16 protein-coding genes are annotated in these 20,684 nt (G+C 70.5%); 8 read left to right on the forward strand and 8 right to left on the reverse strand.

Features of this window, described 5'->3' with window-relative positions:
* The first annotated feature begins 133 nt into the window (after positions 1-133).
* Positions 134-1,426, forward strand: a complete 1,293-nt coding sequence (locus RSP_RS15975; protein ID WP_011339014.1) for a hypothetical protein — start codon at positions 134-136, stop codon at positions 1,424-1,426.
* Positions 1,423-2,145, forward strand: coding sequence for a COG3904 family protein (locus tag RSP_RS15980; RefSeq protein WP_011339015.1), 723 nt, complete (start codon positions 1,423-1,425; stop codon positions 2,143-2,145). The genes RSP_RS15975 and RSP_RS15980 overlap by 4 nt, the downstream gene beginning before the upstream one ends.
* 198 nt (positions 2,146-2,343) lie before the next feature.
* On the opposite strand, the gene RSP_RS15985 is transcribed toward RSP_RS15980, so the two are convergent.
* Positions 2,344-2,901 (reverse strand): NADPH-dependent FMN reductase, encoded by a 558-nt coding sequence (locus RSP_RS15985; protein WP_011339016.1) that lies wholly within the window; start codon positions 2,899-2,901, stop codon positions 2,344-2,346.
* Positions 2,902-3,301: 400 nt separating this feature from the next.
* Here RSP_RS15985 and RSP_RS15990 point away from each other — a divergent pair, with 400 nt between their 5' ends.
* Positions 3,302-4,573 (forward strand): glycerate kinase type-2 family protein, encoded by a 1,272-nt coding sequence (locus tag RSP_RS15990; protein ID WP_011339017.1) that lies wholly within the window; start codon positions 3,302-3,304, stop codon positions 4,571-4,573.
* On the opposite strand, the gene RSP_RS15995 is transcribed toward RSP_RS15990, so the two are convergent.
* On the reverse strand, positions 4,542-5,576 hold the full coding sequence (locus RSP_RS15995; RefSeq protein ID WP_011339018.1) for an NAD(P)H-binding protein: 1,035 nt from the start codon (positions 5,574-5,576) through the stop codon (positions 4,542-4,544). The two genes, RSP_RS15990 and RSP_RS15995, sit on opposite strands and share 32 nt — an antisense overlap.
* 238 nt (positions 5,577-5,814) lie before the next feature.
* On the reverse strand, positions 5,815-7,104 hold the full coding sequence (locus RSP_RS16000; protein ID WP_011339019.1) for a PQQ-dependent sugar dehydrogenase: 1,290 nt from the start codon (positions 7,102-7,104) through the stop codon (positions 5,815-5,817).
* A 376-nt stretch (positions 7,105-7,480) separates the two neighbouring features.
* Here RSP_RS16000 and RSP_RS16005 point away from each other — a divergent pair, with 376 nt between their 5' ends.
* A complete protein-coding gene (locus RSP_RS16005; RefSeq protein WP_002723538.1) occupies positions 7,481-8,032 on the forward strand; it encodes a L,D-transpeptidase in 552 nt (183 codons plus the stop codon).
* Between the two features lie 397 nt (positions 8,033-8,429).
* Here RSP_RS16005 and ilvD read toward each other — a convergent pair whose 3' ends face one another.
* On the reverse strand, positions 8,430-10,268 hold the full coding sequence (ilvD, locus tag RSP_RS16010; RefSeq protein ID WP_011339020.1) for a dihydroxy-acid dehydratase: 1,839 nt from the start codon (positions 10,266-10,268) through the stop codon (positions 8,430-8,432).
* A 238-nt stretch (positions 10,269-10,506) separates the two neighbouring features.
* Here ilvD and egtB point away from each other — a divergent pair, with 238 nt between their 5' ends.
* Together egtB and egtD are read left to right on the forward strand one after the other, a co-directional pair.
* Entirely contained in the window at positions 10,507-11,754 is a 1,248-nt protein-coding gene (egtB, locus tag RSP_RS16015) for an ergothioneine biosynthesis protein EgtB (RefSeq protein WP_011339021.1), read from the forward strand.
* Positions 11,754-12,686: an L-histidine N(alpha)-methyltransferase gene (gene egtD / locus RSP_RS16020; RefSeq protein WP_011339022.1), complete on the forward strand. Its 933-nt coding sequence runs from the start codon at positions 11,754-11,756 to the stop codon at positions 12,684-12,686. The genes egtB and egtD overlap by 1 nt, the downstream gene beginning before the upstream one ends.
* A gap of 131 nt (positions 12,687-12,817) precedes the next feature.
* Here egtD and cryB read toward each other — a convergent pair whose 3' ends face one another.
* Positions 12,818-14,344 (reverse strand): cryptochrome/photolyase CryB, encoded by a 1,527-nt coding sequence (gene cryB / locus RSP_RS16025; RefSeq protein ID WP_011339023.1) that lies wholly within the window; start codon positions 14,342-14,344, stop codon positions 12,818-12,820.
* A 106-nt stretch (positions 14,345-14,450) separates the two neighbouring features.
* Positions 14,451-14,735 carry a DUF2218 domain-containing protein gene (locus tag RSP_RS16030; protein WP_011339024.1) on the reverse strand — a complete coding sequence of 95 codons (285 nt, stop codon included), beginning with the start codon at positions 14,733-14,735 and terminating at the stop codon, positions 14,451-14,453.
* Between the two features lie 128 nt (positions 14,736-14,863).
* On the opposite strand from RSP_RS16030, the gene RSP_RS16035 reads away from it, so the two are divergent.
* Positions 14,864-15,757 carry a siderophore ABC transporter substrate-binding protein gene (locus tag RSP_RS16035; RefSeq protein ID WP_017140316.1) on the forward strand — a complete coding sequence of 298 codons (894 nt, stop codon included), beginning with the start codon at positions 14,864-14,866 and terminating at the stop codon, positions 15,755-15,757.
* Between the two features lie 55 nt (positions 15,758-15,812).
* Here the strand turns inward: RSP_RS16035 and RSP_RS16040 are convergent, their stop codons facing one another.
* Together RSP_RS16040 and RSP_RS16045 are read right to left on the reverse strand one after the other, a co-directional pair.
* Positions 15,813-17,468, reverse strand: coding sequence for a BCCT family transporter (locus RSP_RS16040; RefSeq protein ID WP_002723553.1), 1,656 nt, complete (start codon positions 17,466-17,468; stop codon positions 15,813-15,815).
* Positions 17,469-17,977: 509 nt separating this feature from the next.
* On the reverse strand, positions 17,978-19,681 hold the full coding sequence (locus RSP_RS16045; protein WP_011339026.1) for an ABC transporter ATP-binding protein: 1,704 nt from the start codon (positions 19,679-19,681) through the stop codon (positions 17,978-17,980).
* A gap of 428 nt (positions 19,682-20,109) precedes the next feature.
* Here RSP_RS16045 and RSP_RS16050 point away from each other — a divergent pair, with 428 nt between their 5' ends.
* Positions 20,110-20,598 (forward strand): DUF2934 domain-containing protein, encoded by a 489-nt coding sequence (locus RSP_RS16050; RefSeq protein WP_227590659.1) that lies wholly within the window; start codon positions 20,110-20,112, stop codon positions 20,596-20,598.
* Positions 20,599-20,684 lie beyond the last annotated feature (86 nt).

The following is a 20,684-nucleotide window of genomic DNA, read 5'->3' on the forward strand; positions in this document are numbered from 1 at the left end:
TCGCAGGATCTTGATAGGGCGTGAGGGCCGCGCGCCTTCGCCGGGACGGACGGCATCTCCAGATAGACGGGGCGCGGACCGTTCCGGCACGCCGCCTTGTCCCGAATGCCGTCCTGCAGCGAAGGTCCAGCGCATGAACGAACCCAGCCCCGACATGCCGCAGGGTCTGCCGCCGCGCGAGGTGCCGCCGCTCCGGGCCGAGCCCGCCGAACGGTCGGGCGCCCGCCACGCGCGCGAACTCGAGCGGCATCTGGGCTGGCTCGACAGCTTCACCGGCGTGGCGCTCGGCGTGCTGGCGGCGGCCTCGGGCATCTATACCTATCTCGGCGTCCGCACCCTCCTCGACGATACCGGCGCCTGGACGACCTTTGCCGCGCTCTCCTATTCCATCGCCGTCTCGGTGGGGATCTTCGTCTTCTGGTCCTACATGATGCGGCTTCTGCCGGCGATGCGCAGCGCCGCCTCGCGGATCGGGCTCCTCTGCTCGATGGCGCTCGGCAGCCTCGCCATCATCGCCATGTCCTCGTGGCTCAATGCCGCGGCGCTGGCGGGGGCGGCGGCGGTCGAGCAGCATCTGGCCGAGACGGTGCAGGATTATCAGGCCTCGCTCGAGCGTGCGCACGCCAATGCCATCGCGGGCCAGAGCCTCGCGCGCGACGTGGCACGGGTGCGCCAGAGCTTCGGCGATCTCTCCGAGCAGGAGGCCACGGGCGATCTCTCGGGCTTCGCCGGGCGCGGCGCCGTGTTCCGCGTCCTGACCCAGAAGGCGGCCGAGCTCGGCGCGCTCGAAGAGCAGATCGCCGCGCAGGATGCGCCGCTGTCGGCCGCCTTCGCCGAGGGCAATGCGATCCTCAGCCGGATGCGGGCCCTCACGGTCGAGGCGGGCCCGGTCGAGCAGCGTTCGGTGCGCTTCTCGGAAGAGGCGGTGCGGCTCGCGGGCATCGTGGCGCAGCTGCGGCAGCTCAATGTGGCGCCGCTCGTCGCGCGTGCGGCGCAGGATCTGGCCGAGTCCGTGGTGCTGCCCGAGCTCGACGGCCGCTCCGATCTCGCCCGCTCGAGCCAGGCCAGCACCATCGACTCGGTCCTGTCGCTGCTGCGCCAGCGGGCCGAGACCCTGCGCGGGGCCGCGGCCGAGGTCGAGGCGCTGCCTCCCGCCGAGGAGACGGTCTATACCCCCATTTCGGCCGCGGATGCCGTCATCCGCTATGCCGGGAACTTCGTGCCGAGCTGGGCGGGGGCCATCGCGATCGACCTTCTGCCGGCCGTCCTCGTCTTCATCGTCATGGTCACGCAGGCCGCCATCCGCGCGGGCCGGGGCGAGGGCGGGGCCGAGGAAACCATGACCGTGGCCGAGCTGCGCGCCGCGCTGGCTGCCGCGCGGCTTCTGCAGGAGGTCGAGCCGCAGAGGGATCCGAGGTCGCCATGAGCGCCGAGGCCGCGCCCCGGCGGGCCATCTGGGCCATGCTGATCCTGCAGGTGGGCATCGGGGCCGCGCTGATCGGCATGGATCTGGCGCGCCCCGCGCCGCCCTCGCCGGCCGATCTCTTCGCGCCGGCGAGCGTGCCGCAGATGCGGCCCTACCGCCCCGATCTGCGCCCCGCGCCGGGCACCGACGGGCCGCAGATGCGCCCCATGCCCGCCCGGCTCGAATTCGGCGGCGAGGGCGCGCGCGTCACCCTCACGGGCCAGATCGCGGCGGGGGATGCGGCACGCTTTTCGGCCCTTCTGGAGCAGCGGGGCGAGCGGCCCGAGGTGGTGGAGCTCGACAGTTCGGGCGGCGTCGTGTCCGAGGCCCTGCTGATCGGCCGCCAGATCCGCGCGCTCGGGGCCGCGACCGAGGTGGAGGCGGGCGCCGTCTGCCTCTCGGCCTGCCCCTATCTCCTCGCAGGCGGGGTCGAGCGGCGGGTCGCCGAGGGCGGGCTCGTGGGCGTGCATCAGCATTATTTCGGCGAGAACAGCCTCTTGCCCGCCTTTCTTGCCGTTGAGGATGTGCAGCGCGGGCAGGCCGAGGTCATGCGCTATCTCGACGAAATGGGCGTGGACCCGCGCCTGATGATGCACGGGATGGAGACGCCCGCGCGCGAGATCTACATGCTCGACGCCGCCCGTCTGGCCGAGTTGCGGCTGTCAACTGAAGGCGCGTGACCCGGCCAGCCCCCGCAGCGCCGGATCCCGTGGTTGCTCGATCCACGGGTCGGCCGCCATGCTATGGTGGGCTGACACCCGGATCAGTGCGACCGGCGGTTTTGTCCGGAGGGCCCCTTCCTGCGGCGGGTCGAGGCTTTCCGGTTGATGTCAGTGCCTCGGCATGCCTTGCCTCGGCGGCACGGCCCGTCCCGCCCGTCAGTCGCGCGGACGGCCGAGGAAGCGCGCGAAGCCTGCGAGGAATTCGGTCAGCCGGGCGCGCGTGGCCTCGTCGGTGAGGGTGCCGTTGCCGTCGAACAGCTCGCCCGCGCGCGAGACCATGAGGCGGCCCTCGAACCAGGGCTCCATCCCGAGCGTGCGGATCACCGGCAGCCAGTGGGTCTGGGCGAGCGTGGTGCCGAAGTTGCCCGGCGAGGCGCCGATGATCGCCACGGGCTTGCCGCGGAACAGGGTGCGGCCCGCGGGCGGCCGGCTCATCCAGTCGATCGTGTTCTTGAAGGCGCCCGGAATGCCGTTGTTGTATTCCGGCGTCACGAGGAGAAGCGCATCCGCCGCGGCGAGCCCCTCCTGCAGGCGCACGACCGCCTCGGGCAGGCCGGTCTCGGCCTCGAGATCGCCGTCGTAGATCGGCACGTCCGCGATGGAGTGGACCTCCACCTCGACGCCCGCAGGCGCGAGTTCGGCCGCGGCCCGGAGGAGGCCCGCGTTGAACGAAGCCCGCCGGAGGCTGCCTGCCAGTCCGAAGATGCGTGTCATCCCTGTCCTTCCTGTCCCTGTCCGGAGGCGCCTGACCCGCCCCGGCCGCCCCACTCTGACCGGAGAGGCGGGGATTGGCGAGAGGCCATGGACGGGGATCACGAGGCGGTGCGGGAAGGCCGTTTCCTGATAAGGCCTGCCCGGCGCGCTCGGGGAACCCATGCCCCACGAGCCGGCCCCTTAGAGCCCGACGGCGACGGTCCCGGTCGCGCGCCGCGGGGCGCCCCACCTTCGGCGGCGGAGAGCGCCGCCTGCGCAAAGCTCTTTTGCCAGGGGCCGCGCCCCATTGCCTCCCGTCGAGGAAGCTGGAAAGGTCAGGCGATGGCAGGATGGGGGCAGGCGCCTCCGCCGGGACGCGCCGGCGGTCCTGCCCCGATTGCGGCCGCGGAGGGAGACCGGCATGACGGAGTGGACGGACGCCTCGGCCGCGGAATTCCTGCGCCATCTCTTCACAGAGGCGGTGGAGGCCTCGAAGCCCGAGGCGCGGATCGCGCCCCTGCTGCCGCCGCCGCCCGCGGGCCGGATCCTCGTTCTCGGCGCGGGCAAGGCTGCCGCGGGCATGGCGCGGGCGGTCGAGGCCCATTATGCCGATGCGCCGCGCCTCTCGGGCCTCGTCATCACCCGCCACGGGCAGGGCGAGGCCGCTCCGGGCCGGATCGCAGTGCGTGAGGCAGCCCATCCGGTCCCGGACGAAGCCGGCATCGCCGCCACGGAAGAGCTTCTGGCCCTGACTCAGGGGCTCGGGCCCGAGGATCTGGTGATCGCGCTGATCTCGGGCGGCGCCTCGTCGCTGATGGTGGCGCCGCTCGCGGGCCTCACGCTCGCGGACAAGGTGGAGCTCAACCGGGCGCTTCTCGCCTCGGGCGCCACGATCTCGGAGATGAACTGCCTGCGGCGGCACCTGAGCCGCGTGAAGGGCGGCCGCCTCGCCGCGGCCTGCGCCCCGGCGCGGGTGCTGGCGCTCCTCGTCTCGGACGTGCCGGGCGACGATCCGTCGGTGATCGCCTCGGGGCCCTGCCACGGCGATGCCACCACCGTCGCCGATGCGCAGGCGGTGCTCGGGCGCCTCGGCCTCGATCTGCCCCGGATCGCGGCCGCGCTGGCGCGGCCCGAGGCCGAGAGCGTGAAGCCCGGCGATCCGCGGCTCGCGCGCGTCGAGAGCCACATCGTCTGCTCGCCGCAGATGGCGCTGGAGGCGGCGGCCGAGGCGGCACGGGCGGCGGGAGTTGCGGCCCATATCCTCGGCGATGCGCTCGAAGGCGATGCGCGCGAGGCCGGGCGGCTGATGGCGGGGATCGCGCGGCAGGTGGTGCTGCGCGACCAGCCCTTCGCGCGGCCCTGCCTGCTTCTGTCGGGCGGCGAGACCACCGTCTCGATCCGCGGCCCGGCCGGCGTGGGCGGGCGCAATGTCGAGTTCCTGCTGGCCTATCTGCTGGCCGCGCGCGATCTGCCGGGCTGGGCGCTCGCCGCGGACACGGACGGGGTGGATGGTGGCGCCGAGGTGGCGGGTGCGGTGGGCGGGGCGGCCGTGCTTCAGGCTGCGGGCCGCGACCCGGCCGAGGCGCTGGCCGGACACGATGCCCACAGCTTCTTCGCCGCCGCCGGTGCGCAGGTGGTGACCGGCCCGACCGGCACCAATGTCAACGATTTCCGGGCGATCCTTCTGCCGTGACGGCCCGCTCGCGGAACACCGCATGCTCGCCCAGATCGACCGTCGCTTCGCCCGCGAGGAGCTGCCGGTAGAAGTCCTCCAGCGTCTCGGTGCCGAAGGAGGGCGTGGCCTCCGCATCGTAGCGCCCCGTGGCGGGATCGAGGACCAGCATCGACTCGGTCGCGTAATAGCGCCCGATCCGGGCGAGCTCGGCCTTGTCGCGGAGCGAGGGCAGCAATCGGCCTCCGAGGGAGAGAACCGCGATGATCGCATCGAGCAGCGCCACCGGCACCTGACGGATCTTCGGCGGGCGGCCCATGAGCCGGAACAGCATCTCGGCCTGCGCCCGCGGGGTCAGCGCCGGCCCCGGCCCGCCGATGGGCAGGATCCGGTTCCTGAGCGCGGGATCCTCGAGGCAGAGCGCCATGTAACGCCCGAGGTCGTCGTCGCTGATCGGCTTGCAGGCGGTGAGGGTGCCGTCGCCGAAGACGAGGAAGGGCCGGCCCTCCTGCACCCGCTTCACCTGTCCCGAGAGCGACTTGAAGAAGGCGGTCGGCCGCACGATCGACCAGGCGAGGCCCGAGCGCATGAGCTCTTCCTCGGAGGCGAGCTTCGCCTGCTGGAAGGCGAGAAGCGGCCTCTGCACGCAGATCGCCGAGAGGAGCACGACCTGCGTCACCCCCGCCGCGCGGGCGGCGGCAAGCGCGTGGGAATGGGCCGCATGGTCGATGGCCCAGGCGTCGCGCGGCACGCCCGTCCGCGAGGCGAGGCAGGAGACGAGCGCATCGAACCGCTCGCCGCAGAAGCCGTCGCGGGTGAGCGACTGCGGGTCGGTCACGTCGCCGTAGCGCAGGACCGCGCCGTCCGGCAGGCGCGCCTGCCGACGGGTGCCGCAGGGGCGGAGAAAGCAGACGACCTCATGGCCGCGCGCGAGCAGCGCCCTCGCCGTCGCCTGCCCGATGGTGCCGGTGGCGCCGAGCATCAGGATCCGGCGCGGAGCAGGCAGGGGGGCGGTCTCGGACATGGCGGAACTCCTCGGGGCAGGCGGGCCGCTCGACCCTAGCAGGCGCGGGCCGGCCGGGAAGGAGACTTAGGGTCGCGTGCTGCTGCAGGGGGCGGATCAGCCATGGCCGATCAGAAGCTCTCACATGACACAGGGCCGTATGCCTCTCCAGGAGGCGGAGGGGCGCATCAACCCGCCGCGTGCCCCTGCGGGAGGCGGTGCCACCGCGTCCTGCCCGTGCCGGTGCGCGCTCTGGCGCTCAGGCGCCGGTTACGCGCCAGATCACGTCGCCCACATCGTCGGCGAGCAGAAGCGAGCGGCGGTCGGGGCCCACCGCCACGCCGACCGGGCGACCGTAGGCCAGCTTCTCGTCGTCGGACAGGAAACCGGTCAGGATGTCCCGCGGCGGGCCGGAGGGCCGGCCGTTCGCGAAGGGCACGAAGATCAGCCGGTAACCGCTGAGTTTCGAACGGTTCCACGAGCCGTGCTGGCCGATGGCCATCCCGTCGCCGAAGCCCGGCAGCGTGCCCGCCGGCACCCAGCAGAGGCCGAGCGAGGCCGTGTGTCCGCCGAGCGCATAGTCGGGCGTGATCGCGCGGGCGACCATCGCCGGGTCCTGCGGCACGCGGTCGTCGACGATCCGGTTCCAGTAGCAATAGGGCCAGCCGTAGAAGCCGTCCTCCTCGACGGAGGTCAGATAGTCCGGCGGGGTCTCGTCGCCGAGCCCGTCGCGCTCGTTGACCACGGTCCAGAGCACGCGCGTCGTGGGCTCCCACGCGAGGCCCACCGGGTTGCGCAGGCCCGAGGCATAGATCCGGGCCTGACCGCTGGCGAGGTCCAGCTCCCAGATCGCGGCGCGGCCCTCCTCGGCCTCCATCCCGTCGTCGCCGATGTTGCTGAGCGAGCCCACGCCGGCATAGATCCGGCGCCCGTCGGGCGAGACGATCAGGCTGCGCGTCCAGTGCCCGCCGGGCTTGAAGGTGGTCAGGCGCCGTCCCGGCCCCTCGAGCCGCGTGGCGCCCGGACGGTAGGGGAAGGCCATAATGCCGTCGGTGTTGCCGACGTAGAAGGTGTCGCCCACCAGCGCCATGCCGAAGGGCTGGCTCTGGTTCTCGAGGAAGGTCTCGCGCTCTTGCGCCTCGCCCCGGCCGTCCGGGTCGCGCAGGAGGGTGATGCGGTTCGGGCTGTCGCCGAGCGCGCGGATGCGGCGCATGGTGGCCTGCGCCGCACGGTCGAGGAGGGTCTTCGGCGGGGTGGGAAGCTGGCGCGCCTCGGCAACCAGCACGTCGCCCGAGGGCAGCACCTCGATCCAGCGCGGATGTTCCAGATCGCGGGCGAAGGCATTGACCTTGAGGCCCGGTGCGGGCGTCGGCAGATGGCCCGGCGCCCAGCCCTTGGCCGCGGGCATCTTGAGGGTCATGATGCCCTGCTTCTGGGCCTCGGGGATGGCCGGGCTCTGCCCGATCGCCTGGGTGCCCGGCGATCCGAACCGCCGCATCAGGACCATCGTATTGCCGACGATGGCGGTGGCACGCGCCAGGAAATCCATTCGCTGTCCTCTTGCTTTCCCCGAAGGCTAGCGCCGCCGGCGGGACGGTCAATCCCGGAAGAGGTATGGGTGCGGCTTCACGCAAGCCGTGTCCTGCCGGGCTGCGGAGACGCGCGGCTGTCCGGCCGGCCAGCGGGAGAGGCGCATACCCGGCAGGGGTTCGACAGGCGCGCATCGCGCCTATTATTCAGTAAAATGAAATGGCTGATGCCTTATCCTCATTATTCTTCTGAAGAGGCAGGCCTTTGATCCAGCCGATCCGCCCGTTCAAGTTCCGGTGAGGCGGGCCTGCTCCGTGCCTGCGGGGGGCGCGCCTTAAGCTCGGCTTAAGCTCCGGCCCCGAAGCGGGCGCAAAGGCAATATCAGGAGCAGAGACATGAGAACCATCAGCCGACGCAACGCGCTGGGACTGGGCATCGCCGCCGCGGGAGGCCTCCTCCTGCCGGCTCAGGGACAGGCGCAGGTGCATCGGGCCAACGTCTCGTCCTTCCGGATGCAGAGCTGGGAAGAGCATTTCGACAGTCTCGGCAAGGGCGCCATCGTGGCCGACACCACGTCGCGCGCGCTGCATTTCTGGAGCGGCGACGGGCGGGACTACCGGATCTATCCGACCTCGGTGCCGATCTCGGAAGAGCTGACCAAGCGCGGCTATACCGAGATCGTGCGCAAGAAGGTCGGGCCGTCGTGGACGCCCACACCCTCGCAGATGGAGCGCTATCCCGACTGGAAGCCCGTCGGCCCGGGTCCCGAGAACCCGCTCGGCACCCATGCGATGTATCTGGGCTGGCCCGCCTACATCATCCACGGCACCCACGACACGCGGAAGATCGGCCGCCCCTCGTCGGACGGCTGCATCGGGCTCTACAACGAGAAGATCGCGGAGCTGTTCGAGCTCTGCCCGATCGGCACGCAGGTCCGGGTGATCTGAGGCGACGGGCCCCGCGCAGGCCGGCCCGGGCCGGTCTGCGCGGGGCGGTGAGATGCGGGCGAACCACTCGTCACGGGGATATCTGAGGCGGACCCTGCTCAGGCCGACAGAGGCCCGTCCGCGTGAGGACGAAGCACGGGCGGTCAGGTCCGGGCGGGCCGGCTAGCGTCCGATATCTGAGGCGGACCCTGCTCAGGCCGACAGAGGCCGTCGCGTGAGGACGAAGCACGGGCGGTCAGGTCCGGGCGGGCCGGCTAGCGTCCGTCCGGCTTGGCGGTTCGGCGGAAATCGTTTCCGAGCATCGGCGGGGGAGGTCGCCGGACGGCATCGCCAACGACGTTGGCGATGCGTCCCTGCTCTCGGATCAGATCCCGCCGGCGCAGCCCTCGGGCAAGGCTCACTCCGGCAGGACGCGCACGGCTCCCTTGTCGGCCGAGGAGGCGAACTGCGCATAGACCTTCAGCGCCTGCGAGACCTTGCGCTTGCGCGGGCCCGCGGGCTTCCAGCCCTTCGCATCCTGCTCGGCACGGCGGGCGGCCAGCTCGGCCTCCGGCACGGCCAGCGTGATGGTGCGGTTCGGGATGTCGATCTCGATCCGGTCGCCCTCGCGCACGAGGCCGATGGGGCCGCCCGACGCCGCCTCGGGCGAGGCATGGCCGATGGAGAGCCCCGAGGTGCCGCCCGAGAAACGCCCGTCGGTTATGAGCGCACAGGCTTTGCCCAGCCCCTTCGACTTCAGGTAGGAGGTCGGATAGAGCATCTCCTGCATGCCGGGGCCGCCCTTCGGGCCCTCGTAGCGGATCACCACCACGTCGCCCGCCTGCACGCCGCCGTTCAGGATGCCGTAGACGGCCGCGTCCTGGCTCTCGAACACCTTGGCGGGCCCGGCGAAGACGAGGATCGACTCGTCCACGCCCGCCGTTTTCACGATGCAGCCGTCGGGCGCGAGGTTGCCCTTCAGCACCGCGAGGCCGCCGTCCTTCGAGAAGGGGGTCGCGACCGAGCGGATCACGCCGGTCTCGCGGTCGGTGTCGAGCGTGTCCCAGGTCGAGGACTGGCTGAAGGCCACCTGCGTGGGCACGCCGCCCGGCGCCGCGAGGAACAGCTCGCGCGCCTCGGGCGCGTTGGAGCGGCCGATGTCCCACTGGTCGATGGCGGCGCCGAGGGTCGGCGCATGGACGGTGCGGGTGTCGCGGTGCAGAAGCCCGCCGCGGTCGAGCTCGCCCAGGATCGACATGATGCCGCCCGCGCGGTGCACGTCCTCGATATGCACGTCCGCCTTGTTCGGCGCGACCTTGCAGAGGCAGGGCACCCGGCGGGAGAGCGCGTCGATGTCGTCCATGGTGAAATCGACGCCGCCTTCCTGGGCGGCGGCGAGGATATGGAGCACCGTGTTGGTCGAGCCGCCCATCGCGATGTCGAGCGCCATCGCATTCTCGAACGCTTCCTTGGTAGCGATGGCGCGCGGCAGGACGCCCTCGTCCTCCTGCTCGTAGTAGCGGCGGCAGAGCTCGACCGCGCGGCGCCCGGCCTCGAGGAAGAGCTCCTTGCGGTAGGCGTGCGTGGCCAGCGTCGAGCCGTTGCCCGGCAGCGACAGGCCGAGCGCCTCGGTCAGGCAGTTCATCGAGTTGGCGGTGAACATGCCCGAGCAGGAGCCGCAGGTGGGGCAGGCGGCCTGCTCGATGCGGGTCAGGTCGTCGTCGGACACTTTCTCGTCGGCGGCGGCCACCATCGCGTCGATCAGGTCCATCTTCACGGTGCGCCCGTCGCCGAGCGTGACCTTGCCCGCCTCCATCGGCCCGCCCGAGACGAAGACCGCGGGGATGTTCAGCCGCATCGCGGCCATCAGCATGCCGGGGGTGATCTTGTCGCAGTTCGAGATGCAGACCATCGCGTCGGCGCAATGGGCGTTGACCATGTATTCGACCGAGTCCGCGATGAGCTCGCGCGAGGGCAGGGAATAGAGCATCCCGTCATGGCCCATGGCGATCCCGTCATCGACGGCGATGGTGTTGAATTCCTTGGCGATGCCGCCTGCGGCCTCGACCTCGCGCGCCACGAGCTGGCCCAGATCCTTGAGGTGGACGTGGCCCGGCACGAACTGGGTAAAGCTGTTCACGATGGCGATGATCGGCTTGCCGAAGTCGCTGTCCTTCACGCCGGTCGCGCGCCAGAGGCCACGGGCTCCGGCCATGTTGCGGCCATGCGTGCTGGTGCGGGAACGAAATGCGGGCATGTCTGGACCTTCCGGCTGGCAACTCTCGGGCCAGACGACTGCGCTTTTGGTGCTGAAAAATCAACCCTTCTTTGCGGAAAGCTGCGCAAAGACCGGCCTCGGTGACGTTCGTGTGAAGGCGGGCGCCCGGCTCCACGCCGGCGGCAGGAGGGCGCCGGACGCCGCGAAAAGAGAAGATCGGCGGTGGACCCGCCCTGCCGCCGCTCTAGCTGGAGGCTCCCGGAGCAGGAGGAAACCGATGCCCCAGCAGACAACCGCCATGCCGCTCTCGCGGACCCATGCGCAGGATCTCTTTGCGCGGACCCGCGCCATGACGGCCCGACTGGCCCAGCCGCTCGCGCCCGAGGACATGATGCTGCAGTCGATGGAGGATGCGAGCCCGGCCAAGTGGCATCTCGCCCATACGACCTGGTTCTTCGAGGAATTCATCCTGAAGCCGCATGCGCCGGGCTACCGTTCGCCCGACGACCGCTTCGCCTTCCTGTTCAACTCCTATTATGTGCAGGCCGGCCCCCGCCATGCCCGCGCCAAGCGCGGGCTCGTCTCGCGCCCCGGGGTGCAGGCGGTGCTCGACTACCGCGCCCATGTGGACGAGGCGCTCGGGACGCTTCTGGAGCGGAGCGACGACCCGGAGGTGGCGACGCTGGCCGAGCTCGGCTGCCATCACGAGATGCAGCATCAGGAGCTTCTGGTCACCGACCTGCTCCATGCCTTCTCCTACAACCCGCTGCTGCCCGCCTACCGCGATCCCGAGCCCATGGCCGTGACCGCCGAGGAGCCGCTCCGCTTCATGCGCCACGAGGGCGGGCTCATGGAGATCGGCCATGCGGGCGACGGGTTCGCCTACGATTGCGAGGGGCCGCGCCACCGCGTCTGGCTCGATCCCTACGAGATCGCCGAGCGGCCCGTCACCAACCGCGACTGGATCGCCTTCATGGAGGCGGGGGGCTACGCCACCCAGACCCTCTGGCTGATGGAGGGCTGGGCCGTGCGCGAGCGCGAGCGCTGGGACGCGCCGCTCTACTGGTGGCAGCAGGACGGTGTCTGGTGGACCTATACGCTGCGCGGGCCGCAGCCGGTCAATCTCGACGCGCCCGTGTGCCATGTGAGCTATTACGAGGCCGAGGCCTTCGCCCGCTGGGCGGGTGCCCGGCTGCCCACGGAAGCCGAGTGGGAGGTGGCCTTCCGCGACCGTCCGCTTGCGGGCAATTTCCTCGAACAGGGGGCGCTCAGGCCGCTGCCTAGCGGCAGCCCTTGGGGCGATGTCTGGGAATGGACGCAGAGCTCGTTCAGCCCCTATCCCGGCTTCCGCCCGCCCGAAGGCGCGCTCGGCGAATATAACGGGAAGTTCATGGTCAACCAGTATGTGCTGCGCGGCGGCTCCTGCGCCACGCCCGCGGCCCAGATGCGGCCGACCTACCGGACCTTCTTCTATCCGCACCAGAGGTGGCAGATGATGGGCCTCCGGCTCGCGAGGGACGTGTGATGGACGCGCTTGTCATCCGCAACCCCGAGCTTCTGGCCGATGCGCTGCGCGGCCTGTCGCAGAGCCCGAAGCGTATGGAGCCGAAATGGTTCTACGATGCCGAGGGCAGCGCGCTCTTCGAGCGCATCACGGAGCTGCCGGAATATTACCCGACCCGCACCGAGACCGCGATCCTGACCGCGGGCGCGGACCGTCTGGCCGCCCATGTGCCCGAGGGGGCGGAGCTGGTCGAACTCGGCAGCGGCGCGAGCGTCAAGACGCGGCTGCTGCTCGACCGTCTGACCGGTCTCTCGGCCTATGTGCCGGTCGACATCTCGGCGAGCTTCCTCAAGGAGACCGCGCGCGCTCTGGCCCGCGATTATCCCGACCTGCCGATCCATCCCGTCGTGGCCGATTTCACAAAGCCCCTGCGGCTGGCGGATGAGGGACACCCGCGCGTGGGCTTCTTCCCCGGCTCGACCCTGGGCAACCTCGACCCCGAAGGGGCACGGGCGCTGATGCGCGGCGTGCGCGACTGGCCGGGCATCCGGGGCTTCATCGTGGGGATCGATCTCATCAAGGACGAAGACACGCTGGTGCGCGCCTATGACGATGCGGCGGGGGTGACGGCGGCCTTCAACCTCAACCTGCTGCACCGGATGAACCGCGAGATCGGTGCGGATTTCGACCCGGACCGCTTTGCCCATCGCGCGATCTGGAACGCCGAGAAGGCGCGGATCGAGATGCATCTGGAAAGCCTCGAGGATCAGGAGGTGCAGATCGGCCCGCGCAGGATCCGCTTCAGGGCGGGCGAGACGATCCACACCGAGAACAGCCACAAGTTCTCGGCCACGAGCTTTGCCGAGCGGGCGGCCGAGGCGGGATGGCGGCTGGCCGATTTTCTCACGGACGCCCGGCGGCAGTTCGGCGTGGCGGTACTCGAGCCCGCCTGAGGGCCCGCCCCTCCGCGCGGCGGGCGCTCGGACCGGCCCGCCGAACCGCAGCCGGTAGAAGAACGCTTCCGCCTCGGTCAGAACCCGCTGGCGGCGCAGACCTGCTTCACGCACCTTCGCGCGGCGGGCGCTCAGACCGGCTCGCCCGCGTGGAGCCGCCCGAGGAAGGCCTCCGCCTCGGTCAGAACCCGCGCGCGATGGGTCTCCTCCATCCGGTCCCAGGTGCGATACATCTGGACCATGCGGGGGTTGCGCTCGAACCGCGCGCGGTGCCGGTTCAGGAAGTGCCAGTAGAGCAGGTTGAAGGGGCAGGCGCGGGGTCCCGTCCGGTCCTTCACCGCATAGGCGCAGCCGCGGCAGTAATCCGACATCCGGTCGATATAGGCGCCGGACGAGACATAGGGTTTCGAGCCGAGGAGCCCGTGATCGGCGAACTGGCTCATCCCGATCGTGTTCGGCGCCTCGACCCATTCCAGCGCATCGATATAGACCGAGAGATACCATTCGTGCACCTCGGCGGGATCGACGCCCGCCAGCAGCGCGAAATTGCCCGTCACCATCAGCCGCTGGATGTGGTGGGCATAGGCGAGATCGCGGGTCTGGGCGACCGCGGCGGAGAGGCACGCCATCCGCGTGGGCTTGCCCCAGTAGAGCGGCGGCAGGGCGGCGCTGTGGCCGAGCCCGTTCGAGCGTATGTAATCCGGCCCCGAGAGCGTCCAGATCCCCCGCACATACTCCCGCCAGCCGAGGATCTGCCGGATGAAGCCCTCGACCGCGTTCAGCGGCGCGCGGCCCTCGCGCCACTCGGTCTCGGCGCGGCGGCAGACCTCCATCGGCCCGAGAAGCCCGAGGTTCATCGACGAGGACAGGAGCGCATGGCTCAGGAACGGATCGTCGGCGAGCATCGCATCCTGCTCGTCGCCGAAGCGCGGCAGGCTTTCGCGGATGAAGTGATCGAGCGCCCGAAGCGCCTCGGCCCGGTCGGTGGCCCAGTGGAACGGGCGGAGCCGCCCGAAATGGCGCGGAAAGCGCGCCTCGACGAGGTCGAGTACCGCGCGCACCTCGGCATCGGGCTCGAACCGCAGCGGCCGCGGACGCAGCAGGTCGGGCGCCGCGGGCTTGCGGTTCTCTGTGTCGAAGTTCCACTTCCCGCCCGCGGGCTCGTCCCCCTCCATCAGGAGGCCGGTCCTGCGGCGCATCTCGCGATAGAACCACTCCATGCGCAGCTGCTTGCGTCCCTCGGTCCAGCGGGCGAACTCGTCTGCCGGGCAGAGGAACCGGTCGTCGGGCAGGAAGCGGACGGGCAGGGGCATGGCCTCGAGCGCTTCGATCAGCCGCCAGTCGCCGGGCCGGGTCGCGACCGCCTCGCGGGCGCCGGTCTCTGCGGCCCGCCGCAGGAGCTCGGCCCCGATCGAGGGTCCGGTGTCGGGATCGTCCAGCCGGGAATAGGCCACGCGGAAGCCGCGTTCCTGCAGGCGGCGGGCGAACTTGCGCATGGCGGCCAGGATCAGGGCGATCTTCTGCGGATGGTGCGGGACATAGGTGCCCTCCTCCATCACCTCGGCCATGACCACGAGATCTGCGGCCGGATCCGCCGCCCGCAGCGCCGGAAGATCGTCGCTGAGCTGGTCGCCCAGCACGAGGATGAGCCGTGTCACGTCCTGTCCGCCCTCCGAGGGCGGATGCGCGCGCCCCAGGCCGGAAAGGCTAGGGGCCGCGGGGGACGGGTCAAGGCCGCCTGTCGTCAGGGACGGGCGCGGGGCCTCAGGGTCGGCTCCAGTCGAGCCCGGTGAAGCCCTCGCGGAAGGCGAAGGTCACGAGGTGGGAATCGATCACGAAGCGCGCCTGGATCAGGCCCTTGGCATCCTCGGCCTCGACCTGCACCGTCAGCCCGTCCGCGTCCGCCCGAAGGACCGCCGGGCCGGGGGGCAGGGCGCAGTGGCCCTCGGTTTCGTCGAAGCGGACCTCCACCTTGTGGGCGAAATGCTTGCAGAGCTGCTGGAGATATTTCGAGGCGTTGGGCGTCTCAAGGCGGGCAGTCGAGATCATGCAGTATTCCTGAGTTTTTCTATCTGGTACGGGCTGGACCGGCCGGACGCAAGCGCCTATGCCTTCCGGCAGAGCGTGAAGCCATGTGCCGAGCCACACGCCGGACCCCGAAACAGGAGATCGACCCAGTGATCCGCTTCGCCTCCGGCCTGCTTGCGGGCCTCTTCCTTGCCCTGCCCGCCGTGGCCGAAACCACCATCGACACCGCCCGCGGGCCGGTCTCTGTCGCAGCCGTTCCCGAGACCGTGGCCGTCTACGACGTGGCCGCGCTCGACACGCTGGTGGCCCTGGGCATCACGCCCGCCGGCACGCCCGAGCGCGTGCTCGTGCCCTATCTTCAGGAGACGGCGAAGGAGGCGGCGCCGGTCGGCACGCTCTTCGAGCCCGATCTCGAGGCGCTGTCGATGCTCGCGCCGGATCTGGTGATCGCGGGCGGACGGTCGGCCCCGCAGATCGCGCAGATCGAGCGGGTGGCGCCCACGCTCGACATGACCATCGGGCCGGATCTGCTGACCGACGCCCGCGCGCGCCTTCAGGCCTATGGCAGGCTCTTCGGGCGCGAAGCGAGGGCGGCGGAGCTCGATGCGGCGCTCGAGGCGCGGCTGTCGGAGGTGCGGGCCGCGGCGGAGGGGAAGGGGACGGCGCTGGTCTTGCTGACCAACGGGCCGAAGCTGTCGGCCTACGGGCGCGGCTCTCGCTTCGGCTGGATCCACGAGGCGACGGGCCTGCCGGAGGCCGTGGCGGGCCTTGCCGCCGCGACGCACGGCGATGCGGTCTCGTTCGAATTCATCGCCGAGGCCGATCCGGACTGGCTTCTGGTGGTGGACCGTGGCGCGGCCATCGGCGCCGAGGGCGCGTCCGCGCAGGCCGTGCTCGACAATCCGCTGGTGGCGGGCACGAAGGCCTGGAAGAAGGGTCAGGTGATCTATCTCGATCCGGCCGAGGTCTATGTCGCGGGCGGTGGCTACCGGGCCATGACCGCGGTGCTCGATCAGCTCATCGCGGCGCTTGGGAAGGGCTGAGCGCCGGGCGCCCGGAAGAGCATCCGGCGCGCCCCTTAAGGCGCGCCGGTTTCTGTCAGCGCGGTTCGGCCGCAAGACCCCGGATCAGGGCGTAGCAGGCGCCGAGCAGCACGATGGTGAAGGGGAAGCCGGTTGAGACCGCCATCGCCTGCAGCGCGGCCAGCCCCCCGCCGAGCAGGAGCGCGATGGCCACCAGCCCCTCGAAGGTGGCCCAGAACACCCGCTGCGGCACCGGCGCATTGACCTTGCCGCCCGCCGCGATCGTGTCGATCACCAGCGAGCCCGAGTCCGACGAGGTGACGAAGAAGACGATCACCAGCACGATCCCGATCATCGAGGTGATCTGCGTGAGCGGCAGGTGCGAGAGCATCTCGAAGAGCTGGATCTCGAGGGCTGCATCCTGCACCGAGCTCAGCCCCTCGTTCACCACCTGACTGATGGCGGTGCCGCCCAGGGCGGTCATCCAGATCGTCGAGACGATGGACGGGATGAGCAGCACCGCGATCAGGAACTCGCGCACCGAGCGGCCGCGGCTCACACGGGCGATGAACATGCCCACGAACGGCGACCAGCTGATCCACCAGGCCCAGTAGAAGGCGGTCCAGCCGTGGCGGAAGTTGTCGTCGGTGCGCCCGAACGGGTTCGACAGCGCCGGCAGATATTCCACATAAGCCAGAAGGTTCAGGAAGAAGCCGCGCACGATCTGCAGCGTGGGCCCGACGAGGATCACGAACATCAGCAGCAGGAAGGCCAGCGCCATGTTCGCCTCGGACAGGCGTTTCACGCCCTTGTCCATGCCCGCGATGACAGAAGCCGTCGCGATGCCGGTGATGACGATCACGAGAAAGACGGTCACCCCGACGGTCGAGGGCAGGCCGAACAGGAAGTCGAGCCCGGCCCCCGCCTGCTGCGCGCCGATCCCGAGCGAGGTCGAGAGGCCGAAGATCGTGGCGAAGACGGCGAGGATGTCGATGACATGGCCCGGCCAGCCCCAGACGCGCTCGCCGAAGATCGGATAGAAGACCGAGCGCAGCGTCAGCGGCAGGCCCTTGTTGTAGGCAAAGAGCGCGAGCGAGAGGGCGACGACCGCGTAGATCGCCCACGGGTGCAGCGCCCAGTGGAAGATCGTGGCCGCCATGGCGAGACGCCGGGCGGCCTCGGTATCGCCGGGCGCCCCGTTGAGCGGCGACCAGTCGGTGCGCACGCCGTTCTCGAACACCGGGCCGGTGAAGGCGGCGGTGTAGTTGCCCAGCGGCTCGGACACGCCGTAGAACATGAGGCCGATGCCCATGCCGGCCGCGAACAGCATCGAGAACCACGAGAGGCGGCTGTAGTCGGGCGTGGCGTCGGGTCCGCCCAGCCGGATCCGGCCCAGCGGCAGGAAGATCAGCACGACGCAGAGCAGGACGAAGACATTGCCCGCCAGCAGGAAGAACCAGGCGAGGTTCGAGGTCAGCGCGTCGCGGACGGCGGCGAAGACCGGACCGAGCGTGGTCTGGAACATCAGCGTGAGGAAGGTGAAGGCCACGATGGTCAGGGCCGACACGCTGAAGACGACGTTGTGGATGTCGAGTTCGAAGACGAAGCGTCGTCGGTAGCTGATGTTGTCCTGACCGATCTCGTAGTCGGTGTCGATGATCTGGGTGGGGCCTTCGGGGGCGGGTATCGCCTCCTCGGGCAGCGGCTCGGTTCTTATCGTGGCATCGGCCATCGGTCGGTCCCTCCGGTCATGTCGGTCGTGCGAAGGGACGGAGGCCAAAGCCCGCTGAGGTCCCTCCGGTGGCGCGCAATTCTCCCGGGCACGCGGAATGTCGTCGCGAGAGCTCTGGGAACCTCAGCCGCAGCTTCGCGGTTCCCGCGCAGGGCAAATTGCAGGGCGCGGCACGCAGGGAGCGCGCCGCAAGGCGGCTCTTCTGGCGGAACCGGGGGGGAATGTCTACCGGCTGACCGGAATTTTCTGGCGTAGCTGGCCTTTCCTTCCGGAATAGTGGCTTTGCGGAGACGATTTGCCTGCCTTTGCGGCCTTTGCCGCAGGCGGATGGAATTCTCTCCCGCGCGCCGTCAGCCCTTCGCACCACGCAGGATGTCGGAAGCCGGGCGACCCTGGCGGATCGGGTCCACGAGAGCGGCGAGCCGCGGGGCGGCGTGATCCAGAAACATCCGGTAGCCCGCGCAGATCCTGCGCCGCCCGGGTCGTGCGGGACCTCGGGCGGCGGCGGCTCAGGCGGCCGAGAGCCGCGCGTAGCGCCCGCCGCTCGTGGCGAGTTCGGCATGGGTGCCGACCTCGACGATCCGGCCCGCCTCCATCACCACGATCCGGTCGGCGTGGCGGATGGTGGCCAGGCGGTGGGCGATGATGAGGGTGGTGCGCCCCACCGCTAGCGCGTCGAGCGCCGCCTGAATCTCGCGCTCGGTCTCGGTGTCGAGCGCCGAGGTCGCCTCGTCGAGGATCAGGATCGGCGGGTTCTTCAGGAAGGCCCGTGCAATGGCCACGCGCTGCTTCTGCCCGCCCGAGAGCATCACGCCGCGCTCGCCCACCACCGTGTCGAGCCCCTCCGGCAGGGCGGCGATCATCGGCCCGAGCTGCGCCTGATCGGCCGCGCGGCGGATCTCGGCCTCGGTCGCCTCGAGCCGCCCGTAGGCGATGTTCTCGCGCAGCGTGCCGCCGAACAGGAACACATCCTGGCTCACGATGCCGATCCGACGGCGCAGGCTCTCGAGCGTCATGTCGGTGAGGTCCATGCCGTCGATGGTGATGCGGCCGCATTCGGGGTCGTAGAAGCGCGGCACGAGCGCCAGAAGCGTGGTCTTGCCCGCCCCCGAGGGGCCGACGAAGGCCAGGGTCTCGCCGGGCCGCACCGAGAGGTCGATCCCGCTCAACACCGGGCGGCCCTGGTCATAGCCGAAGCCCACCCCCTCGAAGCGGATCTCGCCGGTCAGGGCGGGTGCGGGCCGGGCGCCGGGGGCATCGGCGATCTCCGGCTCGGTGTCCAGCAGCTCGCGGTAGCGGCGGAAGCCCGCGATGCCGCGCGGGTAGGTCTCGATCACGGCGGCGATCTTCTCGAGCGGGCGGAAGAACACGCTGACGAGCAACAGGAAGCCCACGAAGCCCCCGGTCGTCAGCTCGCCCGAGAGCACGAAGGCCGCGCCCGCGACCATGACGATCACCTGCACCGAGCGCATTCCCATGTAGTTCAGCGCCTGCGAGGCGGCCATCACCCGGTAGGCCGCGAGCTTGGTGTCGCGGTAGCGGGCATTGTCGCGGGCGAAGAGCGCCTTCTCGTGGCTCTCGTTGGCGAAGGCCTGCACCACGCGGATGCCGCCCACATTCTCCTCGAGCCGCACGTTGAAGTCGGCCACCCGCGCATAGATCGCGCGCCAGGTCGCGGTCATGCGGCCGCCGTAGATCGAGACGAGCGCCACCGTGGCCGGAACCACCAGCGCGGTCAGAAGCGCGAGCTTCACATTGATCGCGAGCATCAGGAGGAAGGCGCCGATGAAGGTCATGATCGCGATGAAGAGATCCTCGGGCCCGTGGTGGGCCACCTCGCCGATCTCCTCGAGATCGCGCGTCACCCGCGCCACGAGCTTGCCGGTCCGCACCCGGTCGAAGTAGCGGAACGAGAGCTTCTGGAGATGCTCGAAGGCGCGCCGGCGCATCTCGGTCTCGATGTTGATCCCGAGCATGTGGCCCCAGTAGGTCACGATCGCCATGAGCCCGGTGTTCACGAGATAGATCGCAAGAAGCCCCGCTGCAGCAAGGATGGTCAGGCTCCAGTCGCCCTGCGGCAGCAGACGGTCGATGAAGCCCTGCACCGCAAGCGGGAAGGCAAGTTCCAGCAGCCCCGAGGCTATGGCGCAGCCGAAGTCGAGCCAGAAGAGGCCGAGCCACGGCCGGTAATAGGTGAAGAAGTCACGGAGCATCTCGGAGCCTTCGTGCGGAATGGACGGGGGCGGCTGGCTGGGCCGGGAGGGCGCGGCCCGGACAGGACCGCGCGCCGGGCGACGGGCTTGCGCGTCCCAGCCATGCGCCAAACCGTCGCGGATTACCAGAACCTGCGCACCGCGTGGGCCTCCTGAGGGATTGACCGCGGCGCGGCTGCCGGATCTTGAACCGGGACGTCCCCGCAAAGAGTGTGCCGCTCGAACAGGCGGCCGGCCGGGCACGCCGGATCGGAGCGGCCGGGCGAAAGGTTGGAGCGGGAAGGCCGGAACGGCGGGCGGGAAGTCTGATCGGGAGGCGGGAGCCGGAAGACCGGACGTGACCTCTGATCGGGAGGCCGGATCGCAGAGGCCCGCGGGAGGCTCTTCCCGCAGGCCCGGAGGGAACCGCCGCTTTGCGAAGCAGTTGCATGATCTCGCGCCCCCGGTCCGTCGTTTGGGCGGCCGAAGCGGGCGCGGCGCTTGGCAGGGCGCCGGAAATCTTCTTAATCTGCCTCGAGCCAGCCCCGAGGCAGGAGCCTCGAACGATCCATGACCGGAGGGAAGAGACGATGAGCGACGACCGCGAAGCCCGCATCCGCCAACGGGCCTACGAGCTTTGGGAAGCGGAGGGCCAGCCGGCCGGACGCGATCAGGATTACTGGCTGCGCGCCGAGGCCGAGATCGCGGACGACAAGCCGGCGCCTGCCGCGAAGGCGCCGCGGGCGCGCAAGGCGAAGGCCGAACCGGCCGCCGGTGACGAGGCGACCCCGAAGGCGCCGCGCGCCCGCCGGACGAAGGCCGAGGCCGCGGGAGGCGAGGCCGGGGAGGGCACGTCGGGGGAAGACAAGGCCGCCAAGGGCGAGAAGAAGCCCGCCGCGCCGAAGCCGCGCCGGAAGGCCTCCGAAAAGACGAGCTGAGCGCCCGGCCGCACCGGCCGGGCGTGCGGCGTTTGCCCGGCCCGAAGCGCATCGCCTGGAGCGGACCGCCCACCGGGGCGGCCCCC

Origin of the sequence: Cereibacter sphaeroides 2.4.1 (assembly GCF_000012905.2) — a bacterium.
Lineage (GTDB): Bacteria > Pseudomonadota > Alphaproteobacteria > Rhodobacterales > Rhodobacteraceae > Cereibacter_A > Cereibacter_A sphaeroides.

Bases quoted from the DNA above. Each gene is read 5' to 3' on its own strand.
- RSP_RS15975 (WP_011339014.1), top strand. From the start codon at position 134: ATGAACGAACCCAGCCCCGACATGCCGCAGGGTCTGCCGCCGCGCGAG.
- RSP_RS15980 (WP_011339015.1), top strand. From the start codon at position 1,423: ATGAGCGCCGAGGCCGCGCCCCGGCGGGCCATCTGGGCCATGCTGATC.
- RSP_RS15985 (WP_011339016.1), bottom strand. From the start codon at position 2,901: ATGACACGCATCTTCGGACTGGCAGGCAGCCTCCGGCGGGCTTCGTTC.
- RSP_RS15990 (WP_011339017.1), top strand. From the start codon at position 3,302: ATGACGGAGTGGACGGACGCCTCGGCCGCGGAATTCCTGCGCCATCTC.
- RSP_RS15995 (WP_011339018.1), bottom strand. From the start codon at position 5,576: ATGTCCGAGACCGCCCCCCTGCCTGCTCCGCGCCGGATCCTGATGCTC.
- RSP_RS16000 (WP_011339019.1), bottom strand. From the start codon at position 7,104: ATGGATTTCCTGGCGCGTGCCACCGCCATCGTCGGCAATACGATGGTC.
- RSP_RS16005 (WP_002723538.1), top strand. From the start codon at position 7,481: ATGAGAACCATCAGCCGACGCAACGCGCTGGGACTGGGCATCGCCGCC.
- ilvD (WP_011339020.1), bottom strand. From the start codon at position 10,268: ATGCCCGCATTTCGTTCCCGCACCAGCACGCATGGCCGCAACATGGCC.
- egtB (WP_011339021.1), top strand. From the start codon at position 10,507: ATGCCCCAGCAGACAACCGCCATGCCGCTCTCGCGGACCCATGCGCAG.
- egtD (WP_011339022.1), top strand. From the start codon at position 11,754: ATGGACGCGCTTGTCATCCGCAACCCCGAGCTTCTGGCCGATGCGCTG.
- RSP_RS16030 (WP_011339024.1), bottom strand. From the start codon at position 14,735: ATGATCTCGACTGCCCGCCTTGAGACGCCCAACGCCTCGAAATATCTC.
- RSP_RS16040 (WP_002723553.1), bottom strand. From the start codon at position 17,468: ATGGCCGATGCCACGATAAGAACCGAGCCGCTGCCCGAGGAGGCGATA.
- RSP_RS16045 (WP_011339026.1), bottom strand. From the start codon at position 19,681: ATGCTCCGTGACTTCTTCACCTATTACCGGCCGTGGCTCGGCCTCTTC.
- RSP_RS16050 (WP_227590659.1), top strand. From the start codon at position 20,110: ATGATCTCGCGCCCCCGGTCCGTCGTTTGGGCGGCCGAAGCGGGCGCG.